We start from the raw sequence: 25,209 nt of genomic DNA, 5'->3' as shown, positions 1-25,209 counted from the left end.
ACACGCTTGGACTTCCGGGCCCGATCAGGCTCGCCCGGGGATCGTGGAGGCTTCGGCACGCCCCGATTGTCCCGCCCCGCAAGAGAGAACACCCGCAACGACTCACCCTATTGCCGAAAGATCTTTAGTACTGCAACGACAGGTTGTAATCCAAGCCGGGTTCCGGTAGTTGATCTTGGCGTGTTGGTGGAGATGGTAGCTGGGTGGTCGACGAGCTTCGAGGCGTTCGCGGGTCGGCTCGCGGCCCGGTTCCCTCGCGTGGAGTCACGGCGTCAGATGCGGTCCTACGTGCGGGGACTGCTCAGCGAGGCTGAACGGAAGAATGGATGGACGCCGGCGGAGGCCACCGGGGACGCCGACCCGGAACGCATGCAGCGGTTGCTGAACTTCTACGCCCGGGGACACCGACGGCCTGCGTGATGACGTCCGTGCGGCGGTCGTCGAGGCGCTCGGCGACGAGGGGCGGGGCGTGTTGGTGGTGGACGAGACGGGCTTTGTTGAAGAAGGGCACCAAGTCCGCCGGGGTGGCTCGCCAGTACTCCGGGACTGCGGGCCGGGTCGAGAACTCGCAGATCGGCGTGTTCCTGACCTACGCCTCCCCGCATGGACGGGCCCTGATCGATCGGGAGCTGTACCTACCCGGGGAGTGGACCTCCGATCGTGAGCGCTGCCGCGGGGCCGGCATCCCCGATGAGGCGAAGCCGGCGACCAAACCCGTTCTCGCGCAACGGATGATCACCCGCGCCATGGAGGCCGGGGTGCCGTTCGGGTGGGTCACCGGGGACGAGGCCTACGGCGTGGACACGAAGTTGCGCAGGTGGCTGGAATCCGAGGACATCACCCATGTGCCGGCGGTGGCGAAGAACTCGATGGTGGTCACGTTGCAGTTGACCAAGGCGCAGGTCGACCCGTGCTGTGATCCCGGTGAGTGCCGGAGAACCGGTGTTGCCTGGCAGGTGCCACAAGATGTCGTTGCCGAAGAGGGTACGACCGTGGCGACGTCCTCGGCGGTGATCGGTGCATCGCAGACCCAGCCGGCAATCGCGGTCCTCGGAATAGTCGTGCTGAGGTTGTGCAGTGGAGGCGGCGCGAATGAGCCGGAAGAAGGCGTAAGTAAAGTAGCCTGGAAAAGTAGCGGGATGGAGGAGGAATCCGTGGCGAGGAGCCCGGTCTGGGCAAGCCGGCCGAAGACGCGCGGCCTGGTTCTGGATGTGATCAGGGCCGCGCGGACGATCAGCCGGGTGGAGCTCGCGACGGCAACCGGTCTGACCGGGGCGACAATTTCCGAGGTCGTGCGCGAGCTCCTGGGCGACGGCCTGGTCGTCGAAGCCGGCCGTGGTGCGCCGACGGGCGGCAAGCCGCGCACGCTGGTCCAGCTCAACCCGCCGGCCCGCTACGGCGTGGGAGTCCAACTGGAGCGCAACACGTGCGTCATCGTGGTCGTCGACCTGGCCGGCCGACCGGTGGCCCGGACTTCGTTCCAAGGCGTGGCGTCGATGCCGCCGGAGCGGGCGCTGCCGCTGGTGGCGTCGCAGGTGGATGCCCTGCTGACGACGGCGGCTGTCGACCGCGAGAAGGTGCTCGGGGTCGGCCTGGTCAGTTACGGTCCGCAGGACCGGCGTGCCGGTGTGCTGTTGACGCCGCAGCCCACCGGGGAGTGGTGCGACTACCCCGTCGCGCGGCGCCTCGCGGAGAGTCTCGGCCTGCCCGTGCTGCTCGACAACGACGCCGCGGCGGCCGCCATCGGCGAGTACTGGATGGGTGCTGTGGACCCGCACAGCACCTATGGCTGCATCTACATGGCCACCGGGATCGGCGGCGGGGTGGTGGTCGCCGGTGAGGTGTATCGGGGCAGCTCGTCGAACAGCGCGGAGATCGGCCACATCTCGATCGACGTCCACGGCGACGAATGCCCGTGTGGCAACGTCGGGTGCCTGGAGAACTACGCCGGCCCGTCGGCTCTGGTCCGGCAGGCGTTGGCGACACCGGGACTCGCCCGACGGCTGGCGCTCGATCCGGCCGGCGATGACGTCCTGACCGAGTTCGCGCGGATCGCGGCAGCCGCGAACGCCGGCGATCCCGAGGCCCGTGAACTCGTCGAGCGGTCGGCGCGCTACCTCGGTCATGCCGCGGTCACCGTGGCGACCCTGTTCGACCTGGATGTGATCGTCCTGGCCGGACAGAGCTTCGCGGTGGCGGGCTCGATCTACCAGGCGGTGATCCAGCAGCAGTTGGACCGCCGGTTGTTCGCTCGACGGGCGCATCCGGTGCGGGTGGTGCCGTCGGTCAACGGGTCGGACGCGGCGGCGATCGGCGGGGCGGTTCTCGTCCTGCAGAGCGAGCTGACACTCGGCCACGGCCGCTCCGAGGACGGGGCGCGGCCGGTGCCCGCCGGCGCGGGCGGGACACCCTGATCATTCGCCATCAGTGCTCGTGCGGCGCGGCGAGCAGTCCGGTGTGCGGGTGTCGGAGGTCGATGATGACCTCGTCGGCCGGGCCGCGCTGGACGATCCGCCTGCGGTAGAGGGCGGATCGTCGGCGAAGTGCCGGGGTGGTGGCCACCCTCCGGTGTCGGTAGCTGGACGGCTCGTTCGGCCGGGCCGCACGAGCCGTCCCTCTCCTTGACGTGCTGCGCGCGGGCGTGCCACGGCAGCCGCCTGCGCCGCCATTATTAACTTGCCTAAATAAGCCGTCACCAGCGGATGGCCGCCGATCGGCCAGCGAGGGCACGGCAGACCTCAGCACTCGTCAGCCCAGGATGTTGACTTACTTCGGCTGCCTGAGTAACCATCTCTGTGATCTCCGACCCTGCGTCGACCAACGAGGAAGAGGGCTGCCATGCCGCGCTCGGACTTGCACGACGGCTGGCGCCTGCGCGCCGTGGGAGGCCCGGTGCCGCAGGTCCTCGCCGATCGGGACGTGCCCGCCCAGGTACCCGGCAGCACCCACCTCGACCTGATGGCCGCGGACCTCATCCCGGACCCGTACCTGGACCGCAACGAGGCGGCGCTGACCTGGTTGCACCGCGTCGACTGGCAGTACTCGACGACGTTCCAGGCGGAGGCGCCGCAGGTCGGTGAGCGAGTGGAACTGGTCTTCGACGGCATCGACACCGTCGCCACCATCGAGTTGAACGGCGATGTGCTCGGCCACACCGCCAACATGCACCGCGGCTACCGCTTCGACGTCGGGCGATCGCTGCGCGACGGCGGCAACGACCTGACCGTGACGCTGCGGTCCGCGCTCACCCACGCCGAGCAGGCGGAGGCCGAACTCGGTTGGCGCCAGCGGGCGTACCCGCACCCGTACAACGCGATCCGCAAGATGGCCTGCTCCTTCGGCTGGGACTGGGGACCCGACCTGCAGACCGCCGGCCTGTGGAAACCCGTGCGGCTGGAACGCTGGGACACCGCCCGGCTGGCCCAAGTGCGCCCGCTCGTCACCGTCGACGCCGACGGCACCGGCCGCGTCGACGTGCACCTGGAACTGGACCGCGCCGCGGATCGCGACTACACCGCGCTGGTCACGGTCGGCGACTGCACGGAACGAATGGCGATCACCGGCGATATCGCGCACGTCACCGTCCTCGTGCCGGACGCCCGGTTGTGGTGGCCGGTGGGCTACGGCGACCACCCGCTCTACGACCTGACCGTCGTGCTGCTGGCCGATGGTCGACAGGTGGACGCCGTCCGGCGCCGGATCGGGTTCCGCACCGTCACCGTGGATACCGAACCGGACGAGTTCGGCACCCCGTTCGTCTTCGTCGTCAACGGCAAGCGCGTGTTCGCCAAGGGTGCCAACTGGATCCCGGACGACCACTTCCTCACCCGGGTCACCCGTGAGCGGCTCGCCCGTCGGATCGACCAGGCCGTCGACGCGAACATGAACATGCTGCGGGTCTGGGGCGGCGGCATCTACGAAACCGACGACTTCTACGACGCCTGCGACGAACGCGGCGTGATGGTGTGGCAGGACTTCCCGTTCGCGTGCGCCTACTACGCCGAAGAGGAGCCACTGCGCGGGGAAGTCGAGGCCGAGGCCCGGGAGAACGTCACCCGCCTGGTCGCCCACCCGTCCCTCGTGCTGTGGAACGGCAACAACGAGAACCTCCCCGCCTACACGGACTGGGGCTGGCAAGACGGCCTGGAAGGACGGAGCTGGGGCGGCGGCTACTACACCGGACTGTTGCCCAAGATCATCGAAGAACTCGACCCCACCCGCCCGTACGCACCGGGCAGCCCGCACAGCCCCGGCGACCTGCCACCCAACGACGCCCACCACGGCACCCGCCACGACTGGGACGTCTGGAACGCCCTGGACTACACGCACTACCGCGACCACGTCCCGCGGTTCTGCGCCGAGTTCGGCTTCCAGGGGCCACCCACCTGGGCCACCCTCACCCGATGGGTCCACGACGAACCGCTGACACCCACCTCGCCCGCGTTCCTGCTCCACCAGAAAGCCGCGAACGGCAACCGCAACCTGGACCGCGGCCTCGCACCCCACCTGCCGGTGCCGACCGACTTCGAGCAGTGGCACTGGGCGACCCAGCTCAACCAGGCCCGTGCGGTGGCCTTCGGCATCGAGCACTACCGCTCCTGGTGGCCGCGGACCGCGGGAGCCCTGGTCTGGCAGCTCAACGACTGCTGGCCGGTCACCTCGTGGTCCGCCGTCGACAGCGACGAGCGCCCCAAGCCCCTCTACTACGCCCTCAAGCACGCGTTCGCGCCACGGCTGCTGACCGTCCAGCTCCGCCGGGAAAGGCCCACCCTGGTCGCGATCAACGACCACGACGAGCCCTGGGCGGGTGCGGTGCGCGTGACCCGACAGGACTTCGCCGGCGAGGTGTTGGCCACCGCCGAACTGCGGCTCAGCGTGCCGCCTCGATCCACCGCGCTGCTGGCCCTGGCAGACGACCTCCTCCAACCCGCCGACCCGAGGAGCGAAGTGCTGGTCGCGACCGCCGGCGGCGTCCGCACCCACCACCTGTTCGGCGAAGACCTCGACCTCCGCTACCACCCGGCGCCGTTCACCGCCGGCGTCACACCCGTAGCCGGCGGGTACCGCGTCGACGTGCGGGCCACCTCGTACGTCCGGGACCTCAGCCTGCTGGCCGACAAGGTGGCCGCCGACGCGGTCGTCGACGACATGCTCATCTCGCTGACCGCCGGCGAAGCACACCACTTCATCGTGCGCACGTCGGAGAGGTTGCACGAACCGGCCGCTTTGCTGCATCCGCGCGTGCTTCGCTGCGCCAACACGTCAGCGTCGGGCGTCTCGTGAACCACCCGCAACCGAGATGAGCCGAGAAGTTCATACCCCTGCGCCCGGAGTTCGGAGCCGATAAACGCTGTTGATTCGATCGGCCGCGACTCCGGGGTTTGGCGACCGATTTTTACGAATACCCGATCCGGTGAGTCGTGTTGGTGCAATGGAACGCTCGGGATGTTTCCGTGCCGAGGGTCTTCAAGTTTTGCAACATCTTCGCTACGGTCTTTCTGGGAGCGCTCCCAGGCAGGTAGGGGTACTTGTCCCCGGAGCGGCCCATCCCTAATTCAGCGGCCCTGCCCACCTGTTGAACGCTTCCGGAAGACACGGCGGCGGGCTGAACGTCACCTGCACAAAGGAGTGCTGATGTTGGAAAGAGTCAGGAAACGCCGCACCGCGCTCGCCGCGTTGGCTGCTGCGGGGTCCATCGCGTGCACGGCCCTGGTGGCAGCGGCGGGCGGGTCGTGGGCGAGTGACGCGAGCGCGGCGGCCGCGTTCGCGTGCCGGGTCGACTACACGACCAACGACTGGGGCAGTGGGTTCGGCGCCAATGTGACCGTCTCCAACCTCGGTTCATCGGCGGTCAACGGCTGGACGCTGACCTACACCTACGCCGGCAACCAGACCCTGCGACACGGCTGGAGCGGCAACTGGTCCCAGTCGGGCAAGCAGGTCACCGTGACCAACATGAGCTGGAACGGCACCATCCCGGCAGGCGGCAGCGTCAGCGCGGGGGCGAACTTCTCCTACAGCGGCAGCAATGCCAAGCCGACGGACTTCGCCGTCAACGGTGCCGCGTGCACCGGCACCGCCCCGACGACGACGACCACCACCACGACGACAACGACGACGACGACGACCACTCCGCCGGTCGACGGTCCCGCACCGGCGCTGCGCGTCTCCGGCAACAAGATCGTCACCGCGGACGGCAAGCCCTACCGGTTGCTGGGGGTGAACCGCTCCAGCGGCGAGTTCGCCTGCGTGCAGGGCAAGGGCATGTGGGACGGCGGTCCGGTGGACCAGGCGTCGGTGGACGCGATGAAGACCTGGAACATCCACGCGGTGCGGATCCCGTTGAACGAGGAGTGCTGGCTGGATGTCAACGGCTCGCCCGGCGGCGCCACGTACCAGCAGAACGTCAAGGGCTACGTGGATCTGCTGGTGGCGAACGGCATCAACGTGATCCTCGACCTGCACTGGACCTGGGGCGCCTACACGAACGGGCCGGACTGGCACTGCAAGGACGAGCACGCGACGTGCCAGAAACCGATGCCGGACGCGCGATACTCCCCGCAGTTCTGGACCGGCGTCGCCAATGCGTTCAAGGGCAACAACGCCGTCGTCTTCGACCTGTTCAACGAGCCGTACCCGGAGATCGCCAGCGACTGGAACAAGACCTTGGGCTGGCAGTGCTGGCGGGATGGGGGCACCTGCACCGGCCTTCCCTATGAAACCGCCGGCATGCAGGACCTGGTCGACGCGGTGCGGGCCACCGGCGCGACCAACATCCTCATGCTGGGCGGCCTGGAGTGGGCCAACGACACGCGGGAGTGGCTGGCCCACAAGCCGACCGACCCGTTGAACAACATCGCGGCGTCCTGGCACGCCTACAGCTTCAACGCCTGCGTCACCGAATCCTGCTGGGACAGCCAGATCGCCCCGCTCGCGCAGCAGGTCCCGGTCGTGCTCGGTGAGTTCGGTCAGGACGACTGCGGCTTCGAGTACATGCAGCGGTTGGTGGACTGGGCCGACGCGCACCACATGGGTTACCTCGCGTGGACCTGGAACCCGTGGGGCTGCAGCACAGGTGCCGTGCTCATCAAGGACTGGAACGGCACACCCGAGCCAGGCGTCGGCGAGGGCCTCAAGGCCCACCTGCTCAGGCAAGACCCCTACGTCACCCCGTAACCGAACACCTCGGGTGCCGTCCCGGTGCCGACGATCGTCGCGTCGGCCGTCGTCGCGCCCGCAGGTGTGGCAGTAGCGGCGGCGGGACCGGATCTGGCCGTGGACATCGGGTTACCGGTGCAGCGGTAGGGCGGCAACGCCACCGCCGGGATGATCGTCAACGGTGACCCGACCGGCTGGACCCCCACGCCGACATGCTCCCTGTCGTGACCGCGAAGCCCACGTCATCGATCAATGGAGATTTGGTGAAACCCATGCATCGCTTCTCGGACAACACCCCCGACAAACGTCGCCAGCCGCCGGACACCTTGAAGACCGACGCCTCACGCCCGGCCAACACCACGGTCTGGCGAGCGGCAGCGGTCCTCGGTGCCTGCCTGACGCTGCTGACGACCCTGTTGGTGGTCCTCGGCGCAGGCAGCGCCTCGGCCCACGGCGCGGTGAGCGACCCGCCGTCACGCCACTACGGCTGCTACCACCGCTGGCCCAACGGCCCCTCGCAGCAGATGGCCACCGAAGACCCCATGTGCTACCAGGCGTGGCAGGCCGATCCCTCCGCCATGTACAACTGGAACGGCCTGCTGCGCGACGGCGGTGGCAGCGACCACCAGGCCGCCGTCCCCGACGGGACGCTGTGCAGCGGCGGCCTGACCTTCAACGGTCGCTACGCCGCCATGGACAAGCCCGGTGCCTGGATCGCCCCGAACCGCCCCAGCCGGTTCACCCTCAACCTCAACGACACCTCCTCGCACGGCGCCGACTACATCCGCGTCTACTCCACCAAGCAGGGCTTCGACCCCAAGACCCGGACACTGCGGTGGAGCGACCTGGACCTGGTCGGCCAAACCGGCAGGATCCCCACCGGCACCAGGACACCGGTCGAGGTGAACGCACCCGGCCGCACCGGCCACCACGTCCTCTTCACGGTGTGGAAGGCCAGTCACGCCGACCAGAGCTACTACGCCTGTAGCGACGTGAACTTCACCGACGGCGGCACCGGCCCGACCACGACCACGACCACCCCAACTACCACCACGACGACGACCACCACCACGACAGGCAATCCCTCGGCGGGTTGCTCCGCCACGCTGCGGATCGCGTCCCAGTGGTCCGGCGGCTTCCAGGCCGAAGTACGCGTCACCGCCGGCACCACGGCGATCACCGGCTGGGCGGTGAACTGGACCTTCGCCAACGGCGAACGGATCGACTCCTCGTGGAGCGCGGCCGTGACCACCAGCGGGTCCACGATCAGCGCACGCAACGTCGCCTACAACGGCTCACTGGGCGCGGGCACGAGCACCAGCTTTGGGTTCGTCGCCTCCGGAACCGCCGGCACACCCATCCTCACCTGCACCGCATCCTGACCCCACGCGCCCACACGGGTTGCCCGCTGCCGCAGGGCGGCGGGCCCCCGCGCACGTTGACAGGTATCGGTGTCCGCTGATGCTCCCGAGCACCGAGGAGGGTGTTCATGCGTCGCGCGGTTGCGCTGATCGTCTCGGCACTGCTTCCCCTTTCCGTCCCCTTCACCACCTCGACCGCGGCCGGGGCCCTGAAGCTGGGCATCTACTCCTCGGCGGGAACGCACACGTGCGCGGGCTTCCCGGCCAGCCTCGACCACGAGGAGGTCGACGCGCGGACGTGGGCGGACTGGGGCGTCGACTACCTCAAGTACGACAACTGCCACAACGAGAACCGCCCGGCGCTGGACCGGTACCGCGCGATGGGTGAGGCGTTGCGCAAGACCGGCCGGGACATCGTCTACAGCCTGTGCGAGTGGGGTCAGAACCGGCCGTGGGAAGGGCTCGGCCGGGAGGTCGGCGGACACCTGTGGCGGACCACCGGCGACATCTCCGACAACTGGACGTCGGTGATGGGCATCCTCGACCAGCAGGTCGGTCTGGAGCGGTACGCGGGCCCGGACGGCTGGAACGACCCGGACATGCTGGAGGTCGGCAACGGCGGCATGACCGACGCCGAGTACCGCGCGCACTTCGCCCTGTGGTCCGTGCTCAACGCGCCGCTCATCGCGGGCAACGACGTCCGTTCGATGGACGACGCGACCAGGCGCATCCTGCTCAACCGCGACCTGTTGGCGGTCAACCAGGACTGGTCGGGCACCCAGGGTCGCAAGGTGCGTGACGACGGCGACCACGAGGTGCGGGCCAAGCCCATGTCGGACGGCTCGGTCGCGGTCGTGCTGCTCAACCGCGGCGCGAGCAGCGCCGCCATCGGCGCGACCGCCGCCGAACTCGGCCTACCGGCGGGGAGGTCGTACCGCGTCAAGGACCTGTGGAGCAAGGAGCAGCACGCGAGTTCCGGCATGATCCGCGGCGGCGTCCCGTCACACGGTGCGGTGACGTACCGGGTGTGGCCGGGCGGCGCGGCGAAGCTCGCCCCGCTGACGTCGTTCACCCTCGCCGGGCCGGAGCTGGTCGAGGCCGCCCGACCGTTCGCTGTGACCGCCGGCCTGGTCAACGACGGCACGTCCCCGCTGATCGCCGCCAGGGTGCAGCTCCAGGTGCCGGACGGATGGGTGCTCGACGGCCCGTCGGTGCGCGAGACGCCGTTCGTGCGGCCCGGCGGCAGCTTCACCGCCACCTGGACGGTGACGGCCAGACCCATCACGTCGGCCGTGGCCGTGAAGCTGACCGCGGCGGCGGGCTATCGCACGACGGCGGGCGCGCAGTCGCGATGGAGCGAGATCGCGCCGCCTTTGGTGACCGCACCGCCCGAGGGCGCCCACAGCGTCTCCGGCCTGGGCGTGCACGCCTCGTCGTCCGTGCGGATCTACCTCGGCACTGCCTGCTCCGCGTTCTCCGCGCAGGTCGGTGTGGACGACGAGAAGGACGGCCGGGGCAGCGTGATGTTCCGGGTGCTGGGCGACGGCCGTGAACTCGCCGTCACCCCGGTGCTGCGGGGCGGTGCGGCGGCCGTGCCGGTCCAAGCCGACGTGACCGGTGTGCGGATGCTCGACCTCCAGGTCGCCGACGGCGGTGACGGCAACGACTCCGACCACGCGGACTGGGCCTCGGCCACCATCACCTGCTGACCACGTGGCGTCACCGTACTCGCGACCAGTTCGCTCGCCGGGCTTCCCGCTCCCGGATCGCGCGACGCAACGCCGCCGGCACCGTCCGCCACGCGAGCGGAAGGACCGCGTGACCGGGCGGCCGTGGTCGGTTGTGGAAAGACCGCGATCACCTGGATGACGGTCGGCTGATCGCGTGGTGGTGGAGCGCGGGTGTGGTCCCGAGGGTTCATCGTTGAGCCACGATGTCCGGTGACGGGCAGCTGGATCGGACCGGGATCCCGGTGGTGCGGTGCGCGGTAGGAGGTGGGGTGGCTACCTGTCCTGTGATGCTGCGAGTGCGCCGTGCTCGTCGGCCGGGGCAACCGGGTGCGGCGGGGCAGTGCGGTCTTGGCGAGCACTTCACCTGCGCGCAGTTGCCGCTCGCGATCGACGCGGCACGGTGGCGGTGGCGGTGGCGGTGGCGGTGGCGGTGGCGAACGGTCGGGGGTAAGCAGGTGCGAGAGGTCAGGCATGCATCCCTGGCCTGGTTCGCCGCACACGGCAGTTGCCCGCGAGCGAACACGCCGGGGAACGAGGTCAGGACGCCTGTCGTGCGCGGGCAGGTCTGGACATCATTGGAGGCCCGATGAACCGCACCGCGGCGGTGGCGCCGGGAGCGTTGCCGGTCATCGGTCACGCGTGGCCGATGATGCGCGACCCGTTGCGGTTCATCGGGTCGCTGTCGGCGCTCGGTGACCTGGTGGAGGTGCGGTTGGGGCCGGTGCGGGCCTACGTGCCGTGCCACCCGGACCTGCTGTGGCAGGTGTTGACCGATGACCGGGTGTTCGACAAGGGCGGTCCGTTCTTCGACCGGGTGCGGGCCACGATCGGAAACGGGGTCGGCAGCTGTCCGCACGCCGAGCACCGCAGGCAGCGCCGGTTGATCCAGCCCGCGTTCCACCACGCGCGGCTGGAGCGGTACGCGGCGGTCATGGAGCAGGAGGCCTCGGCGCTGACCTCGAGCTGGCGCGACGGGCAGGTCGTCGACGTCTATCCCGCGTTGTTCGGTGCCGCGTTGCGCACGGTGCTGCGTTGCCTGTTCACCACCCGCGCCGACGACGGGGCGGTGGACCGGATGCGGCGGTCGGTGGAGACGCTGCTGCACCAGGTCACCGCGCGGATGTTCGTGCCTGATCTGCTGCAACGGCTGCCGGTGCCGGTCAACCGTCGCTTCGACCGGGCGTTGGCCGATCTGCGGCACGGCATCGACACCATGGTCGCCGACTACCGCCGTGGCGACGGTGACCGCGGTGACCTGCTCTCCTCGCTGTTGGCCGCCCGTGACGGGGACGGGCACGGTGGTGGGCTGGACGATGCCGAAGTCAGCGACCAGGTGTTGACGATGCTGGTCGCCGGGTCCGACAGCGTCGCCGCGACGGTGTCGTGGGCGCTGCACCTGCTGGACCGGCACCCCGAGGCGTTCGAAGGGGTGCGTCGGGAGGTCCACGCGGTGCTGGACGGCAGGCCCGCGCAGGCCGCCGACCTGGCGCGCCTGCCCCACATCGGGCGTGTGGTCACCGAGGCGTTGCGCCTGTACCCGCCGGGGTGGTTGTTCACCCGGATCACGTCCGAGGAGGTCGAGTTGGGCGGCCACCGGTTGCCCGCCGGCACGACCGTCGCGTTCTGCCCGCCCGCGGTGCACCTGAGGGCCGGGCTGCACGACCGGCCGCACGCGTTCGACCCCGACCGGTGGTCACCCGAACGGGCGCGCGACCTGCCCCGAGGCGCGTTCGTCACCTTCGGTGGCGGTGCCCGCAAGTGCGCGGGTGAGGCGTTCGGGTTGACCGAGAGCAGTCTGCTGCTGGCCACGCTGGTGAGCCGCTGGGGGCTGCGGAGCGCTCCTGGCAGCGACGTCCGGCCGGTGGCCCTGTCCACGGCCCTGCGCCCGCGCCGCCTGTTGCTCGAACTGTCCGCGGTCGGGAGGTGAGGATGCGAGCCGAGGACGTGCTGACCGGTGAGGCCCTGACGGTGGAGCTGCCACCGCGCTATTGCCCATTACCACCGGTCCGGCATCCCGAGGAAGCGGTGCTGGCACAGCGGACCGCCGACTGGATCACCGGCTTCGACCTGGCGCTGTCACCACAACAGCTGGACCGCATGCGCGGCAACGACTGCCCCGGCTTCTACGGCCGGATCACGCCCCACGCGGCCACCCACCGCCTGCAGCTGGCGGTGGACTGGTGCACGGTCATGTTCCACTTCGACGACGTCTACTGCGATGAAGGCCCACCCGCCCAGCGGCTGGGCCTGTTCACCGACATGGCCACCAGGATCGCCCGTGTCCTCGAAACTCCCGACACGCCGCTGGACGGCCCGGGGGATTCGCTGCTCGCACCGGTGCGCGACCTCGCGCGGCGAGCCGGGCACTGGGCGACCCCGACCCAGAAGCGACGTTGCGTCGACGCCCACCGCGCCTGGTTCCTCGCCGTGCTCTGGGAGATCGGACACCGTGCCGCGGGCAGTACCCCCAGGCTCAACGACTACGCCCACCTGCGCCAGCACACCGCAGCCGGCGCCGCCACCTTGTCCTGGGCCGAGATCGTCGACGGTGAGGAGGTCCCCGACCGCGAACTGTCCGCGCCCGCCGTGCGCGCCCTGACCGAGCTGGCCTTCACCACCGCCGCCTTCGACGACGACCTGTTCTCCTACGGCAAGGAACTCTGGATCGCCCACACCGAGGGAACCCCGCCCTCGGGTCTGAGCCTGGTGGAGATCCTGCGCCGCGAACACCACCTCAGCCCGCAGGACGCCATCAGCAGGGCGGTGGAGCTGTGCAACCGGCTCACCCACCGCTTCATCGAACTGCGCGACCACTTGCTGCCGCGCGCGAGCACGCCGCTGCGCGCCTACTTGGACCACCTGGCCCACCTGTTACCCGGCAACCTCGACTGGGGCCTGCACGCCGACCGCTACCGCAACCCCGACGGCCGCCACCCCGGAGCCGTCACCACCCTCCCCTCCACCACACCGACCCCACCCGCCGACACGTCAGCGCCGCCGATCCCGTCCATCTCCTGGTGGTGGGACACCGACCTGTCCTGACACGCCGCCCGTACCCGAGAGGGCCCACCGATGCAACCCGGCCGACCTCTGTCCGCCGTCGAGGAGTTCGTAGCGCGCACCGGCACGCCCGTGGTCCTCGGCGCCACTGTGCACGGCCCTCTCGACATCGACGCCCTGGCACGTGCCGTGCGACGACTGTCCGACTGGCACCCCGTCCTCACCTACCGCATCACCCGCCAAGGACACCGCCACCGCCTGAGTCCCGCGCCCCACCAGCCGCCACCCCGCCTGCGACAGACCACCCCACACGAGCCCTTCGACGCGCCCTTCGCCCCCGGCGATCCACTGCTGCACGCCGGCCTCACCCGTCAACCCGACGGCACCCACCGGCTCGTCCTGGCGATCCACCACGCCATCAGCGACGGCGTGTCCGCCCTGTCCCTGACATCCCTGCTGTGGCAGACCTACACCGCGCTGGTCACCGGCGCCCCGGAACCGACACCACCGCCCGACCTGGCGCCACACCCCGCCACCGACGACCTGCTGGCCCACCGCCACCCACCGCTCAAGGTCGCCGCCTGGCTCACCGGACAAGCCCTCGACCTGGCCGTGCACCGCTCAGCCCGCCTACCGGGCCACCGACCCGGCCCGTCACCCGAGCCCGGCGCCCACCTGCACACCACCGAACTGACCACAGCCCAGGCCCACCGGCTCTACCGCACCGCCCGACAGCACAACACCACCTCGACCGCGCTGCTGTCCGCGATCATCCTGCTGGCCGCCCGCACCCAACTCCCCTCCCACCGGCCACGACGGCTGTCCCTGGGCGTCACGATCGGCCTGCGGCCCTGCCTCACCCCACCCATCCCCGCACACCGCCTCCTCACCGCGACCTCGTTCGTCCCCGTCGCCACCGAGGTCGGCACCAATGACGCCCCAACCGAACTCGCCTCCCGAATCGACCGCCAACTCGCCACAGCACGCGACACCGCCCACGCCGAACGACAAGCCGTGGCCCTCCGCTACCTGCTCCACGCACCGACCCCGATCCCGTTCACCATGATGCTCACCAACATGGCCACCCACCGCTTCCGCCCCACACTCCCCCCGGGCACCCGACTGACCGCAACGTTCGGCTACGCCCCACCACCCGGCCCCGTCCCGGCCGTCTTCATCACCCGCGTCCACCACACCCTCGCCCTCCACCTGGCCACACCCCGCGCATGGTTCGACGCCCGACAAGCAGCGAGCCTCGCCCAGGCCCTGTCACACCAACTCGTCACCGCAGTGGACGATCCGCAGGCCTCGCCATAGCGGGGCCACCAGCCTGGACGACTTCCGCTGCCCCCAACCGACGCAGGTCTGGTGGCGGTGCGGGGCGGCAAGACGTGTGACCTTCCCATCCCGCACCGCGCCAACGCCGCACTTGCCCAAGCGTGCTGCCACGGTGAACGGCCGATACCGAGCGCACCGCGGCCTCGTCGACCCCGGAGTGGTCCAGGCCCGACATGTTGACGATCCGGGACGGCGCGAACGCGGACACCTCGTTGTGAAAGGCGTAGCCGATGCCGACGTGCGCGCCGCGGGCCCGCGCACCGGCCACTCGGTCCGCCCACCCGGCGCGGCGCACGGCGTCGCGGCACAGGTCGAGGCACTCGGGTACCGACGCCCACGGTCACCCCCGGTCGTCCACCTCCGCCCTGGCACCGGCCGGTGGAGCGGGCAAGCGCTCAATCGGGTTGCACATGGCGGCGAGCACCGTCGCCTGGTCACCGCAATTCGGCGTAGACATCGGGCAACCTTGACCCGATGATCCACCCCATCGACGAGAAGCCCGCTCCACAGCACTCGACCCGCAACGACGTGACCGGCGACCCGGGTGCTGTCGTGCAGAGCGGGGCGGTCGACACCGTCAACGTGGGGGGAACGCATGATCGCCGCGGCCTGAGGGCGATGGCGCTCGTTGCGGCGTTGTTGGTGGTCGCTCTCGTGGTTGTGATCCTGTTCGACCGCCGGGTCGACGGTGAGCCCGGAGGCGCATCCTCGGGCGCTGCGCCGCCGCTTGGTGAGCAACCCGTGGGGGCGGTGGCGACGCAGTCGGCGGTGGCCTGTCGTTCGGGATGGGTCCTCGATGGGCATGGAGGCGCGCCGATTCCGCACAGCCAGTCGGATCTGCCCGATGGCGCGATCGTCAGCAGCGGCGGCGAGGTCACCGTGACCGTGCAGGGTCTTCTCCGCAAGTCGGTCGTGCTCCAGGACATGCGGGTGGAAGTGGTGGACCGAGCACCGATAGCCAACGGGCTCTACCTGCCCAAGGGCTGTCAGGACGGTCTGGGTCCTCGTTTGTACCTGCTCGACCTCGATGCCGCCGAGCCGGCTCTGGTGGCCGAGGCGGCGACGGTCCGATTCCCTTATCGGGTAGATGAAGTCGAGCCCGAGCAGTTCGTCATCACCACGGCCGTCGGGACCGGCGTCGTCGACTGGCGCCTGGTGCTGGACTGGACCTCCGGCGATGAGAGCGGCGAGCTCACGATCGACGATTCGGGCAAGCCCTTCCGGACCGCCGCGTCAGCGGGCTTGCGTGCTCTTTGCCCGGACATGGAGAACCACGTCTGGGTGTGGCGCCTGTCGTGTTGAGCCACCTGTCGACCCCGCTGCCCTGCCGCCGCCGTCACCCCCTGCTCGCACTCGCAGTCATGGTGCTCGTCGGCGGATGTGGGTTCATCGGACAACCACCATCGTCCTACACCGCTCCGGCATCATCGGATTCCGCCTCGTCGACCGCGGTGCCGAATGAGCCCCCACCGCGCAACTCCGTCGTCTGGGAGGCAGCCGGCAACGTGTGCGGGCGAGCGGTGGTCGATGGAGTTCTCGAGAGGTACTGGACGCCATCTCCGGTGCGGACCATGTCGATCCCCTGATCAGCGTGACGGGGCAGGGGCGCGCCACGTCTGCAGCTTCTCGGTCGACTCGTCGTACGAGTATCCGGTGATCACCGCCTCGCCGCCGCGCACCGCGAGGTCCATCAGACCTGCCGCCTGGTCGAACCTGTTGTCCCGTACCGGCATGCGCGTCCACTGGCGCCCATCTGCCGAGTGCCACACCATCCCCGACGTTACGACGCCCTCACCCGGTCGCACGTTTCCGAGGGCGATCAAGCCGGTGCCCCAGTTGCGCACAGCGGTGACCTGCCGCTCGACGGCGGGCACGACGCCCGCGTCGGGGAGACGGCCGGGATCGAGGGACGTCTTGTGCCACACCCCATCTCGTCGGAAGTACGGCACGGGCTCGTACGTGACATATGTCCGGGTGAATGCCACCAGCGTGGCACCCGCGGCAGCGACGTGCTGGATGTGTGCGCCCTCAAACCCCGTGGTCAGGTCCTCCCAGTTCACTCCATCAGTCGACTGGTACAGCATGTCCTCCTCGCCACCCGCCATCGCCAGGAATCCTTCTGGTGTGGCCGTTATCCCGATCTCACTGCCGGGAACGTTGTTCTCCGGGCCGGGAATGGTGATGGCCGAACGGAACGACTGTCCGTCCGGTGAATGCCAGATGTAGAGCCCGACGCCCTCCGGCGGGTCGAAATCGTAGCCGCCGGCGACGACGACACCCCGGGGCCCGGCGGCGATGGTGAACGTCATGTCGTCCGCTCGGCTGCGGCTGATCGGGATGGTGCCTTGTTTCAACGTGATGGGCTGCCAGGCGCGTCCGTCCGCGGTACGCCAGACGACCAGTGCCTCCGAAGTCCACCCCAGCACGTATGCCTGTGAGCCGTGCGCGGCGACCGCCCGGACCGTGGCGAGGTCGACGATCCCCTCCGGGATGGCGTTCCGCCACTGCCTCGCATCCTGGGACACGGCCAGCGAGTACACACCGCGTCCTGCGCCTGTGCCGGTGAGGTAGCCGCCGTCCCAGCCGACGATCGCCTGATCGACCCCGAAGGCGATCGCGTCCTGTGTCTCCGGCCCCGTCCACCGCCGGGGCTGATCTCCCTCGGGTCCGGCCGGCGTCGTCATGCGGTCCGGCACGGGGGCAGGTGCGGTACACGCCGCGAGCACCACGACGAAGAGCGTGGCGAGCCCGAGCGATGGCGTCCCCTTCACCGTCGAAAATCATCCCGTTGCGAGGACCCGATGACAACGCAGTTCTGCGGGAACGACTCGCCGATGACTCGGCCTCGTCCAGGGTGTTCAACGCCGCCGCAGGGTCGCCAGATGTCGCGCTTGATGAACCGCGCGATCAACCTGCCGGCCCTGATCTCCGCCGACCGCGAGGGCCATGTCGAGCGCTACCCCGGCTGCCGGGAGTGGGTGGTCCACTCGGCGCGGGAACTGCTCGACATCGGGATCGACGGCGAGGCCGTGCGCCTGCCGCCCCCGTTGCGGTTCCGGTCGCTACCCGCGGCGCTGCGTCCGCCTCCCCCACCACGCACCGCGCGTCCCACCCACGACCGCGCCGCGGCCTCGCTTCTGGCGCGCGGCCATCGCACCGCTGCGGGCGCTGGGGGTGCACCCGCCGCGCTGACCCACGGGAGTCGTCACCGCGTGCGGGCTACCGCTGTCATGGCGTGACCAGGGCGAAAGGCCCTGGTCCGCGTGCCGTTTTGGGAGGACAGTGGAGCTATCCGCGTCCTTTGTGGAGGGAGCATCGAATGGCTAAGACAGTCGTACGCGAGCAGGGTGAGGGTGACGCCTACTGGGTGCTGGGCGGGCTTTACGAGGTCAGGGTCGCCGGTGACGAGGCCAACGGCGAAATGACGATCATGGAGTTGACGGTTCCGGCCGGCATGGGCCCGCCACCGCACACCCACCCGGGTGCCGAGGCCCTCCGCGTTCTCGAGGGAAGAGTGCGCGTACACATCAACGACGAGACCGTCGAGGGAGGACCGGGAGCCTTCTTCTACTTCCCGGCAGGCACGCTGGAGACCTACGAGCCCGTGACGGACACCGTGCGGATCATGACCACCTACCTGCCGGGCGGTATAGACCGGTTCTTCGCCGAGATCGGCGAACCGGCGCAGACGAGAGAAGTCCCACCGCCGCCGGACTCCCCGCCGGACTTGGAATGGCTCGCGGCGGTCGGCGAACGCTACGGCATGCAGTTCCAGATCCCACCCCAGCGCTGAGGACCAACCGCCGGCCGCGGCGAGCAGCGCTTTCGGCGCCGACCACACTCTGATGCGTGCCGGAGCGGTCGCCGCGCAGGGTCGGCGGGCCCCGGTCCTCGCCCAGCCCGCCGACCCGGTGCCGCTCGAAAAGTCATCACTGCTGGTAGAGCAGTGCAGACGCCGTTTGAGAGCATGTCCGGGTGATCGTGTCCCTGCTGTACAAGGTGACCCGGAAGCTACTGGCCGTCCCGTCAGTGCTGCTGCGCAGCGCAGGCGACCAAGGGCGCCGAACTACTCGTGCTGCGGCACAAGAAGACAATCCTTCGACGACAATTGGCCGGCCCGGTCCGCTATGAGCCCGTAGACCGGTTCTGGTTCGCCGCCCTCTCCAGGCTGGTGCATCGTCGGCGTTGGCGGGAGACCTTCCCGATCACGCCCGGCACCCTGCTCACCTGGCACCGTAGGTTCGTGGCCCGAAAGTGGGACCACATCGCGCGTCGACGCACCGGGCGCCCACCAACCCGAGCTGCGATCAAGACGCTCGTGCTGCAGCTCGCCACGGAGAACGCGCGGTGGGAGACCGCCGCATCCAGGGTGAACTGGCCCGCCTAGGCCTACGCCTCTACGCATTGGTGTTCCTCGAACACGGAACCCGACGCCTGCACATCACCGGCATCACCGCCCACCCGGCGCAAGCCTGGACAGCACAACAGGCCAGAAACCTCGCCGCCGACCTCGACACACGGATGGAGCCCCTGCGCTTCCTGCTACGCGACCGCGACGGCAAGTACAGCGCGACGTTCGACGCCGTCTTCCTGGCCGACGAACTCCGAGTGATCAACAGCGCACCACGGATGAACGCCCACTGCGAACGGGTCATCGGCACCATCCGACGCGAGGTTCTCGACCACATCCTGATCGTGGGAGAGAGCCACGCGCGACAGGTCCTCGCGACCTACGAAAGCCACTACAACCGGCACCGACCCCACCAGGCCCGCGACCGACTCCCACCCGAAGCGCGGAAGCACCCCACCACGGTGCACGACCTCGGTGCCCGCGCACTGGAGCGCACGCGGATCCTCGGCGGCCTCATCAACGAGTACAGATACGCCACTTGACCTGCGACGATGACTTTTCGAGCGGCACAGCCGCGCAGGTCGAACTCGGCGGACAGGTCAACCAGCGTCGGCACACCCTTCCGGCCGAAGGGGTGACGGTGACCAGACGCCAGGCCGTCCGCTACGGACCGTCAACGACCCCAGCAAAAGTTTCAGGTTGGAACTGAAACGAAGCGTGGTGTGGTCTGTCCAGCGTTGCGGTACTCAGACGAGCCGAGACGGGAGGTGACCTGCCGATGGGATCGACGACGGGGCGAGCACTCCTCAGCCACCCGGACCGGTTCAACCTGGTCGTACCGGGCGAACTGTCCCGAGATCCCCAAGGAGACCTCCCGTGCCGGACCGAGGTGCGGGGTCCCGGCTGCACGCTCATCTGCGGACGAGTCGCACGGGTCCACAGGTGATCGTTGCCGTCACGATCGACCAGATGACCCCGTGACCGGAGCCGGACTCCACCGGCTCCTTGCGCCACACCGACGGTACTGATCACACAGCGTGAAGGCGCGTGTCGTCCTCGCATCCCGGGGTGACGACTTTGCACCCCTTCCGCCGGAGCGTCCTGCCAAAAAGAGATAGAGAGAGAAACGCTAATGATCGACTTCGAGCCGAAATACATCACGTTCGACATGCACGGGACGCTGATCCGTTGGCAGCTTGCGGCCATGACCCGCACTTTGCTCGCAGACGTCGTTCCGGCTGACCAGATGGACGACTTCATCAAGAGCTTCAAGTGGCAGCGCCTCGACGAGGTCCTGGGCCCCTGGAAGCCTTTCTCCGAGGTGATCCACGATTCGCTGCGGAAGACCCTGGAGCGCTTCGAGCTCCCGTACCGGGAGGCCGACGGCCAGGCCATCGTGGACGCGGTCCCCACGTGGGGGCCGTACCCCGAGGTTCCGGACGCGCTGCGGGCTCTGGCCTCCCGCTACCCCCTGGTCATCCTGAGCAACGCGGCCGACAGCCAGGTGATGAGCAACGTGGAGAAGCTCGGTGCGCCGTTCCACGCGGTCTACACCGCCGAGCAGGCCCAGGCCTACAAGCCCCGGCACCAGGCGTTCGAGTACATGTTCGACCAGCTCGGTTGCGGTCCCAAGGACGTCCTGCACGTCTCCGCCAGCCCGCGCTACGACCTGATGGTCGCGAACGACCTGGGCATCACGCACAAGGTGCACGTCAACCGCGGGCTCGAGCCCAGCACCCCTGGCTACGGCTACCACGAGGTCAACCTGCTCTCCCAGATGCCCCCGCTGCTCGGTATCCGAACCGGGGAGGGGCCCGTACGCGGGCGCCTCCCCCAACTCGAGTACCCGATCACGTAACCGATCGCGGAGGCCCTTGACGAGGGCCTCAGAACACGACGATGCCCTCCTCACCGCACCACGACGCCTCGCGCGCCGTGGCACTGGAGGCGTTCACCACGGCGATCGTGACCGCCGTCAGCGCCGTCGTCGTGACACTGGACCCGGGGTCGATCTACTTCGTGGGCCGGTTGCGCCCGCTTGTCGACGAAGTCCTTCCCGAGGCGCGCAAACGTCTCGGCGAGAGCCTTGCGGCGGTCCCGAAGCTGACGGTCGCGACGCAGGTGCTCGGCCTGTCGACAGCACGTGGCGCGGTGTACGCGTGCCTGACGATCGCCCAGGGCCGACTGCGAGACGCGGTGCTGGACGCGCGTCGTCAGGGGCAGCGCACGGAGCAGCCCTCCCCCGCCTTCTGAGTCCGCCGCCACCGACGTGCGCCGATCCGGACACCCCCAGGGCAAAAAAGTTTCAGTTTGAAACTGGAACGAACCCTGATAGAGTCTGACCAGCGGAGGGAACTCCGACGGAACAAGACTGGAGGTTGCCCGCCGATGACTTCGACGCTGAGTCGAGCACTGGTCAACTACCCCAACCGGTTCGACCCGGGTGCACTGGGCAAGCTTCCGGAACGACTCCGGGAAAGCATCCAACGCCGGACCCGGGTCCTGGGTCCCGGCTACACGCTCGTCTACCGGGAGCCGGTCGAGTTCGTCTCCGGTCACGGGGCCCACCTGGTCGACCGCGACGGCAACGACTACCTCGACGCCTACAACAACGTTCCGTGCGTCGGGCACGCGCACCCTCATGTGGTCGAGGCCGTCACCCGCCAGATGGCGGCGGTCAACACCAACACGCGCTACGTCCAGGACTCGCTGGTCGACTACGCGGAACGGCTCCTCGCCACTTTCCCCGAAGAGCTGTCGAAGCTGAGTCTCGCGTGCAGCGGGTCGGAGGCCAACGACCTCGCGGTGCGTGTGGCGAGGTTCCACACGGGCGGTGAAGGGATCATCGTGACCCGCCGGGCCTACCACGGCATCACTCGTGAAGTCGCGAGCTTCTCGCCGCACCTGGGCGCAGGATCCCCCTTGGGACCGAACGTCCGACTCATCGATCCGCCCGACCCGCGACTCGTCGCGCCCGGATCCACGCTCGCCGACCACATGCGCGCCCAAGTGCGCGGCGCGATCGACGACCTGGAGCGCCACGGCTACAGGCTCGCCGCGCTGATCACCGACTGCGCCTACACCAGCGACGGGATCTTCACCGACCCGGTCGGCTACCTGAAGGCCATGGTGGAGGAGGTCCACGCCGCCGGCGGTGTCTACATCGCCGACGAGGTGCAGTCTGGGTTCGCCCGGCTCGGGGATTCGATGTGGGGCTTCAGCCGCCACGGTGCGCTGCCGGACATCGTCACCATGGGCAAGCCGATGGGCAACGGGTTGCCGATCTCGGGTGTGGCTTTCCGCCCCGAGGTCTCCGACGAGTTCGGGCAGAACGTCCGCTACTTCAACACCTTCGGCGGCAGCTCGATCCCGGTGGCCGCCGCCACCGCGGTGCTGGACGTCTTCGAGGAGGAGAACGTGCAGCAGCGCGTTCTCCAGAACGGCCGGGCACTGCGGGCCGGACTCGAAGAGATCACGAAGGACTCCCCCCGGGTCGCCGAAGTCCGCGGCAGCGGCCTGTTCGTCGGCGTGGAACTCGTCAAGGACCGGGAGACGCTCGATCCCGACCGCGCACTCGCCGAAGACGTCGTCAACGACCTGCGCGATCGCCGAGTCCTCATCAGCGGCACCGGCGAAGCGGCGAACGTTCTGAAGATCCGCCCCCCGCTGGCCTTCACCGCCGCTGATGTGACCCGATTCCTGGAGACCTTCGCCGAGGTCGCCGAGGACCGCCTGTAGCGGCTGACCGAAAGGACCGGCAGTGAGCACCTCACCGCAGACGAGCCTCGCTCGACGGCTCCTCGAGGAAGGCGGCCTGGCATCGCCTCACGAGCCCGTCGACGTGACGGTCGTGAGGACGCTCCTCGATCAGCACTACCACGTCGGCGGACGTCTCGAGCGACTGGCGACGGAGAAGGACGACACGTTCCGGCTCAGCACCGGTTCGGGCGACCACCTCGTGAAGGTCTCACCACCGGACGAGGAAGAGACCGTCGTCGCCCTGCAGACCGCCGCGATGCGCTTTCTCGAAGGCGCGGCGCCCGAACTGCCGGTCCAGCGGGTGAAGCCGACCGTCGACGGAAACGACAGCCTGGTCGTCGAGAAGAACCACGGTGGAACTCGAATCCTGCGGGTGTTCGACTTCGTGGAAGGCCCGGTCTGGGCGGGGGCGAACCCGGACGCGAACCAGCTCGCCCAGGCGGGGGAGATGCTGGGCCGGATCGACGTGGCGCTCGCGGGATTCACGCACCCCGCCGACCGGCGGGTGCTGGTGTGGGACGTCCAGCACTTCCACCACCTGGCGAGACTCGTCGCGCACACGCCGGACTCCGCGCACCGCCGGCTGGCCCAGGAGGTCTTCCGGCTCTTCGACCGGGCCGTCGTGCCGAGGTTGACCGATCTCGAAACCCAAGTGATCCACGGCGACTACAGCCCTCACAACGTGGTCGTGAACCCGCGCGGTGACCGCTTCGTGACCGGCGTCATCGACTTCGGCGACACGGTGCGCAGCGCCGTGATCTTCGACCCCGCCGTGCCCATGGCGAACCTGCTCGGCCGTACCCCGGAGAACCCCTGGCGTGACGCGCACGCCTTCCTCGCCGGTTACGAACGGACACGGCGGATCAAGGACTCGGAACTCGCGCTGCTGCCGGTCGCCGCACTGGCCCGGCTCACGTTGCGCGCGCTGATCACCAATTGGCGCGCGCAGCGTGTACCACAACGGCGCGATTACCTCCTCGCGCACGCCAAGGACGACTGGGTCAACGTCGAGCGGGCCATGGCCGTGCCGCTGGACGACGTCGTCGCGCAGCTCCGGCAAAGCCCTCGCGACCGGGTTTGAACCCGCCTCGGCCTCACCTCTCCCGCCGACGGCCGTCGGGCGGCCGAGGCGGCAGCGGCCGCCCAGGCGGGCTGGGCCGCGACACCGCCCCGCGTGCGCAGCGAGATCCTCCGCCGCGCCTACGAGATCATCGTCTCCCGCACCGAGGAACTCGCCCTGCTCATGACCCTGGAAATGGGCAAGCCCTTGGACCAGGGCCGCGGGGAGGTCGCCTACGCCGCCGAGTTCTTCCGCTGGTTCTCCGAAGAGGCGGTCCGCGTCGACGGCGGGATGGCCACCGCCCCCGACGGCGAGAACCACCTCATGGTGCTGCGCCAGCCCGTCGGCCCCTGCCTGCTGATCACCCCGTGGAACTTCCCGCTGGCCATGGGCACCCGCAAGATCGGCCCGGCCATCGCCGCGGGCTGCACCACGGTCCTCAAGCCCGCCCCGCAGACCCCGCTCTCCAGCCTCGCCCTCGCCGCGATCCTCACCGAAGCCGGGCTGCCCGACGGCGTCCTCAACGTCGTCACCACCTCCGACGCCGCCGGGGTCGTCGAGCCGCTGCTGCGCGGCGGACAGATCCGCAAGCTCTCCTTCACCGGCTCCACCCAGGTCGGCAGGATCCTCCTCGCCCAGTGCGCCGACACCGTCGTGCGCCCGTCCATGGAACTGGGCGGCAACGCCCCCGTCATCGTCTTCGACGACGCCGATCTCGACGTGGCGGTCGAAGGCACGATGCTCGCGAAGATGCGCAACATGGGCGAGGCCTGCACCGCCGCCAACCGCATCTTCGTCCACCGCTCGCTCGCCGACGAGTTCGCCGCCCGCCTCGCCCACCGCATGGCCGCCCTCACCGTCGGCCCCGGCACCGCACCCGGCACGGACGTCGGCCCGCTCATCGACGACGCGGGCCGCAACAAGGTCCACGACCTCGTGTGCGATGCCGTGGAGCACGGCGCCAAGGTCCTCACCGGCGGCGAACTCCCCGACGGGCCCGGCTGCTTCTACCCGCCTACCGTGCTGACCGGGGTCTCCGCCGGCGCCGCCGTCATGGGCACCGAGATCTTCGGCCCGGTGGCCGCCATCCTGACCTTCGACGACGAGGACGAAGTCGTCGCCGCCGCCAACGACACCGAGTGGGGCCTGGTCAGTTACGTGTTCACCCGCGACCTCGACCGCGCCCTGCGCGTCAGCGAGCGGCTGGAGAGCGGCATGTACTACATTCCGAGATCTTGAACCGGGTCGGCTGACGGCGCGTATCCCGTGTCATGGTCGAGAGCGTGACTGTTCAGGACATCGCCGGCTGGGATGCTGACCTTCAGGCCCTCACCGAGGGCTTGGGGTGGATGTTCAACCGCCCGGAGCCGAAGGTGACGTTCGGGCTGATGGTGCGGGCGTTGCTGGCCGATGTGCCGAAGAAGAACTCCTGGGGGTTGGCCGAGCACGCCG

Annotated in this window: 19 protein-coding genes and 3 pseudogenes; 19 read left to right on the top strand and 3 right to left on the bottom strand. The window is 69.4% G+C overall.

All coding sequences use genetic code 11. The features are described from left to right. Positions 1-180: 180 nt before the first annotated feature. Positions 181-881, top strand: a pseudogene (locus tag FM051_RS52730) (IS701 family transposase); the annotation flags it as partial. Continuing rightward, complete coding sequence (locus FM051_RS47025; protein ID WP_338019545.1) at positions 870-2,414, top strand: ROK family transcriptional regulator; 1,545 nt, start codon at positions 870-872, stop codon at positions 2,412-2,414. The pseudogene FM051_RS52730 and the gene FM051_RS47025, both read left to right, overlap by 12 nt. A 10-nt stretch (positions 2,415-2,424) precedes the next feature. Here the strand turns inward: FM051_RS47025 and FM051_RS47020 are convergent, their stop codons facing one another. Continuing rightward, positions 2,425-2,562, bottom strand: coding sequence for a hypothetical protein (locus FM051_RS47020; protein ID WP_202919448.1), 138 nt, complete (start codon positions 2,560-2,562; stop codon positions 2,425-2,427). Between the two features lie 276 nt (positions 2,563-2,838). Between FM051_RS47020 and FM051_RS47015 the strand changes: the two genes are divergently transcribed. Together FM051_RS47015 and FM051_RS47010 are read left to right on the top strand one after the other, a co-directional pair. Continuing rightward, positions 2,839-5,283: a glycoside hydrolase family 2 protein gene (locus tag FM051_RS47015; RefSeq protein WP_158854001.1), complete on the top strand. Its 2,445-nt coding sequence runs from the start codon at positions 2,839-2,841 to the stop codon at positions 5,281-5,283. 351 nt (positions 5,284-5,634) lie between these two features. After that, a complete protein-coding gene (locus FM051_RS47010) occupies positions 5,635-7,176 on the top strand; it encodes a cellulase family glycosylhydrolase (protein ID WP_158853998.1) in 1,542 nt (513 codons plus the stop codon). Here the strand turns inward: FM051_RS47010 and FM051_RS47005 are convergent. Then, complete coding sequence (locus tag FM051_RS47005) at positions 7,161-7,364, bottom strand: hypothetical protein (RefSeq protein WP_158853995.1); 204 nt, start codon at positions 7,362-7,364, stop codon at positions 7,161-7,163. The genes FM051_RS47010 and FM051_RS47005 overlap by 16 nt on opposite strands. A 66-nt stretch (positions 7,365-7,430) precedes the next feature. On the opposite strand from FM051_RS47005, the gene FM051_RS47000 reads away from it, so the two are divergent. From FM051_RS47000 to FM051_RS46975, 6 genes are all read left to right on the top strand, one after another. After that, on the top strand, positions 7,431-8,540 hold the full coding sequence (locus tag FM051_RS47000; protein ID WP_158854009.1) for a lytic polysaccharide monooxygenase auxiliary activity family 9 protein: 1,110 nt from the start codon (positions 7,431-7,433) through the stop codon (positions 8,538-8,540). Positions 8,541-8,647: 107 nt separating this feature from the next. Next, positions 8,648-10,228: an NPCBM/NEW2 domain-containing protein gene (locus tag FM051_RS46995; protein WP_158853992.1), complete on the top strand. Its 1,581-nt coding sequence runs from the start codon at positions 8,648-8,650 to the stop codon at positions 10,226-10,228. 607 nt (positions 10,229-10,835) lie between these two features. Continuing rightward, positions 10,836-12,176 (top strand): cytochrome P450, encoded by a 1,341-nt coding sequence (locus FM051_RS46990; RefSeq protein ID WP_202919447.1) that lies wholly within the window; start codon positions 10,836-10,838, stop codon positions 12,174-12,176. Positions 12,177-12,178: 2 nt separating this feature from the next. Then, on the top strand, positions 12,179-13,291 hold the full coding sequence (locus tag FM051_RS46985) for a cattleyene synthase (protein WP_158853989.1): 1,113 nt from the start codon (positions 12,179-12,181) through the stop codon (positions 13,289-13,291). Between the two features lie 30 nt (positions 13,292-13,321). Next, positions 13,322-14,566 (top strand): phthiocerol/phthiodiolone dimycocerosyl transferase family protein, encoded by a 1,245-nt coding sequence (locus FM051_RS46980; RefSeq protein WP_158853987.1) that lies wholly within the window; start codon positions 13,322-13,324, stop codon positions 14,564-14,566. Between the two features lie 495 nt (positions 14,567-15,061). Then, positions 15,062-15,889, top strand: a complete 828-nt coding sequence (locus FM051_RS46975; RefSeq protein ID WP_158853984.1) for a hypothetical protein — start codon at positions 15,062-15,064, stop codon at positions 15,887-15,889. A gap of 284 nt (positions 15,890-16,173) precedes the next feature. Here FM051_RS46975 and FM051_RS46970 read toward each other — a convergent pair whose 3' ends face one another. Next, on the bottom strand, positions 16,174-17,358 hold the full coding sequence (locus tag FM051_RS46970; protein WP_158853981.1) for a hypothetical protein: 1,185 nt from the start codon (positions 17,356-17,358) through the stop codon (positions 16,174-16,176). Between the two features lie 111 nt (positions 17,359-17,469). On the opposite strand from FM051_RS46970, the gene FM051_RS46965 reads away from it, so the two are divergent. The 9 genes and pseudogenes from FM051_RS46965 to FM051_RS54320 all read left to right on the top strand — a co-directional run. Further along, the gene (locus tag FM051_RS46965) at positions 17,470-17,826 is read left to right on the top strand and encodes a hypothetical protein (protein WP_158853979.1); all 357 of its coding nucleotides are present in this window, start codon (positions 17,470-17,472) and stop codon (positions 17,824-17,826) included. Between the two features lie 80 nt (positions 17,827-17,906). Then, a complete protein-coding gene (locus tag FM051_RS46960; protein WP_158853976.1) occupies positions 17,907-18,380 on the top strand; it encodes a cupin domain-containing protein in 474 nt (157 codons plus the stop codon). 554 nt (positions 18,381-18,934) lie between these two features. Next, positions 18,935-19,480, top strand: coding sequence for an integrase core domain-containing protein (locus FM051_RS52725; protein WP_238413188.1), 546 nt, complete (start codon positions 18,935-18,937; stop codon positions 19,478-19,480). A 590-nt stretch (positions 19,481-20,070) separates the two neighbouring features. Next, positions 20,071-20,796: a haloacid dehalogenase type II gene (locus FM051_RS46950; protein ID WP_158853972.1), complete on the top strand. Its 726-nt coding sequence runs from the start codon at positions 20,071-20,073 to the stop codon at positions 20,794-20,796. Between the two features lie 41 nt (positions 20,797-20,837). Beyond that, positions 20,838-21,191, top strand: coding sequence for a hypothetical protein (locus tag FM051_RS46945; protein WP_202919446.1), 354 nt, complete (start codon positions 20,838-20,840; stop codon positions 21,189-21,191). 135 nt (positions 21,192-21,326) lie between these two features. Further along, positions 21,327-22,676: an aspartate aminotransferase family protein gene (locus FM051_RS46940; RefSeq protein WP_158853969.1), complete on the top strand. Its 1,350-nt coding sequence runs from the start codon at positions 21,327-21,329 to the stop codon at positions 22,674-22,676. 112 nt (positions 22,677-22,788) lie between these two features. After that, positions 22,789-23,778 (top strand): phosphotransferase, encoded by a 990-nt coding sequence (locus tag FM051_RS46935; protein WP_238413186.1) that lies wholly within the window; start codon positions 22,789-22,791, stop codon positions 23,776-23,778. Between the two features lie 18 nt (positions 23,779-23,796). After that, positions 23,797-24,975 (top strand): annotated as a pseudogene (locus tag FM051_RS46930) (NAD-dependent succinate-semialdehyde dehydrogenase); the annotation flags it as partial. A gap of 65 nt (positions 24,976-25,040) precedes the next feature. After that, a pseudogene (locus FM051_RS54320) lies at positions 25,041-25,209 on the top strand (IS701 family transposase); the annotation flags it as partial.

It is taken from the genome of Saccharothrix deserti (genome assembly GCF_009769385.1).
Lineage (GTDB): Bacteria > Actinomycetota > Actinomycetes > Mycobacteriales > Pseudonocardiaceae > Actinosynnema > Actinosynnema deserti.
Note: the sequence above shows the minus strand (reverse complement) of the source record. Positions and strands in the feature narration are given on the sequence as shown.

What these genes read in the sequence shown, in the direction of transcription:
- FM051_RS47015 (WP_158854001.1), top strand. Translation starts at nt 2,839, where the DNA reads ATGCCGCGCTCGGACTTGCACGACGGCTGGCGCCTGCGCGCCGTGGGA.
- FM051_RS46960 (WP_158853976.1), top strand. Translation starts at nt 17,907, where the DNA reads ATGGCTAAGACAGTCGTACGCGAGCAGGGTGAGGGTGACGCCTACTGG.
- FM051_RS46965 (WP_158853979.1), top strand. Translation starts at nt 17,470, where the DNA reads ATGTCGCGCTTGATGAACCGCGCGATCAACCTGCCGGCCCTGATCTCC.
- FM051_RS47000 (WP_158854009.1), top strand. Translation starts at nt 7,431, where the DNA reads ATGCATCGCTTCTCGGACAACACCCCCGACAAACGTCGCCAGCCGCCG.
- FM051_RS46945 (WP_202919446.1), top strand. Translation starts at nt 20,838, where the DNA reads ATGCCCTCCTCACCGCACCACGACGCCTCGCGCGCCGTGGCACTGGAG.
- FM051_RS47025 (WP_338019545.1), top strand. Translation starts at nt 870, where the DNA reads ATGGTGGTCACGTTGCAGTTGACCAAGGCGCAGGTCGACCCGTGCTGT.
- FM051_RS46995 (WP_158853992.1), top strand. Translation starts at nt 8,648, where the DNA reads ATGCGTCGCGCGGTTGCGCTGATCGTCTCGGCACTGCTTCCCCTTTCC.
- FM051_RS46940 (WP_158853969.1), top strand. Translation starts at nt 21,327, where the DNA reads ATGACTTCGACGCTGAGTCGAGCACTGGTCAACTACCCCAACCGGTTC.
- FM051_RS46950 (WP_158853972.1), top strand. Translation starts at nt 20,071, where the DNA reads ATGATCGACTTCGAGCCGAAATACATCACGTTCGACATGCACGGGACG.
- FM051_RS46980 (WP_158853987.1), top strand. Translation starts at nt 13,322, where the DNA reads ATGCAACCCGGCCGACCTCTGTCCGCCGTCGAGGAGTTCGTAGCGCGC.
- FM051_RS47010 (WP_158853998.1), top strand. Translation starts at nt 5,635, where the DNA reads ATGTTGGAAAGAGTCAGGAAACGCCGCACCGCGCTCGCCGCGTTGGCT.
- FM051_RS46985 (WP_158853989.1), top strand. Translation starts at nt 12,179, where the DNA reads ATGCGAGCCGAGGACGTGCTGACCGGTGAGGCCCTGACGGTGGAGCTG.
- FM051_RS46990 (WP_202919447.1), top strand. Translation starts at nt 10,836, where the DNA reads ATGAACCGCACCGCGGCGGTGGCGCCGGGAGCGTTGCCGGTCATCGGT.
- FM051_RS46975 (WP_158853984.1), top strand. Translation starts at nt 15,062, where the DNA reads ATGATCCACCCCATCGACGAGAAGCCCGCTCCACAGCACTCGACCCGC.